The sequence below is a fragment of the Pseudomonas guariconensis genome (assembly GCF_015680235.1).
GTDB lineage: Bacteria > Pseudomonadota > Gammaproteobacteria > Pseudomonadales > Pseudomonadaceae > Aquipseudomonas > Aquipseudomonas guariconensis_A.
In genome coordinates, this window is the sequence record NZ_JADLJL010000116.1 from 1 (window position 1) to 207 (window position 207).

Here is a 207-nt window from a genome sequence, read left to right on the forward strand (position 1 = left end):
GAGTGCCTGAGCCTGGCTCATCGGTGATCTTGGTCGAAACGGATTGGTCGTCGAGGGTGAGTTTCTCGAACTTGTCGCCGCCTTCTACCGATTCAAGCTTGTTGGTAATGGTCGGTTGGCCGCCGGTGAACACATCATCTGGTGCTTTAACGGTGACGGAGCCACTGGCGCTACCGGCTGGAATAGTGACTTCGGTGCCATCGGTCA

1 protein-coding gene is annotated in these 207 nt (G+C 56.5%); it reads right to left on the bottom strand.

Annotated elements, in window-relative coordinates; genetic code table 11:
- Positions 1-207: immunoglobulin-like domain-containing protein (locus tag IRZ56_RS23020; protein WP_196147038.1), on the bottom strand; the 207-nt coding region annotated here is incomplete at both ends.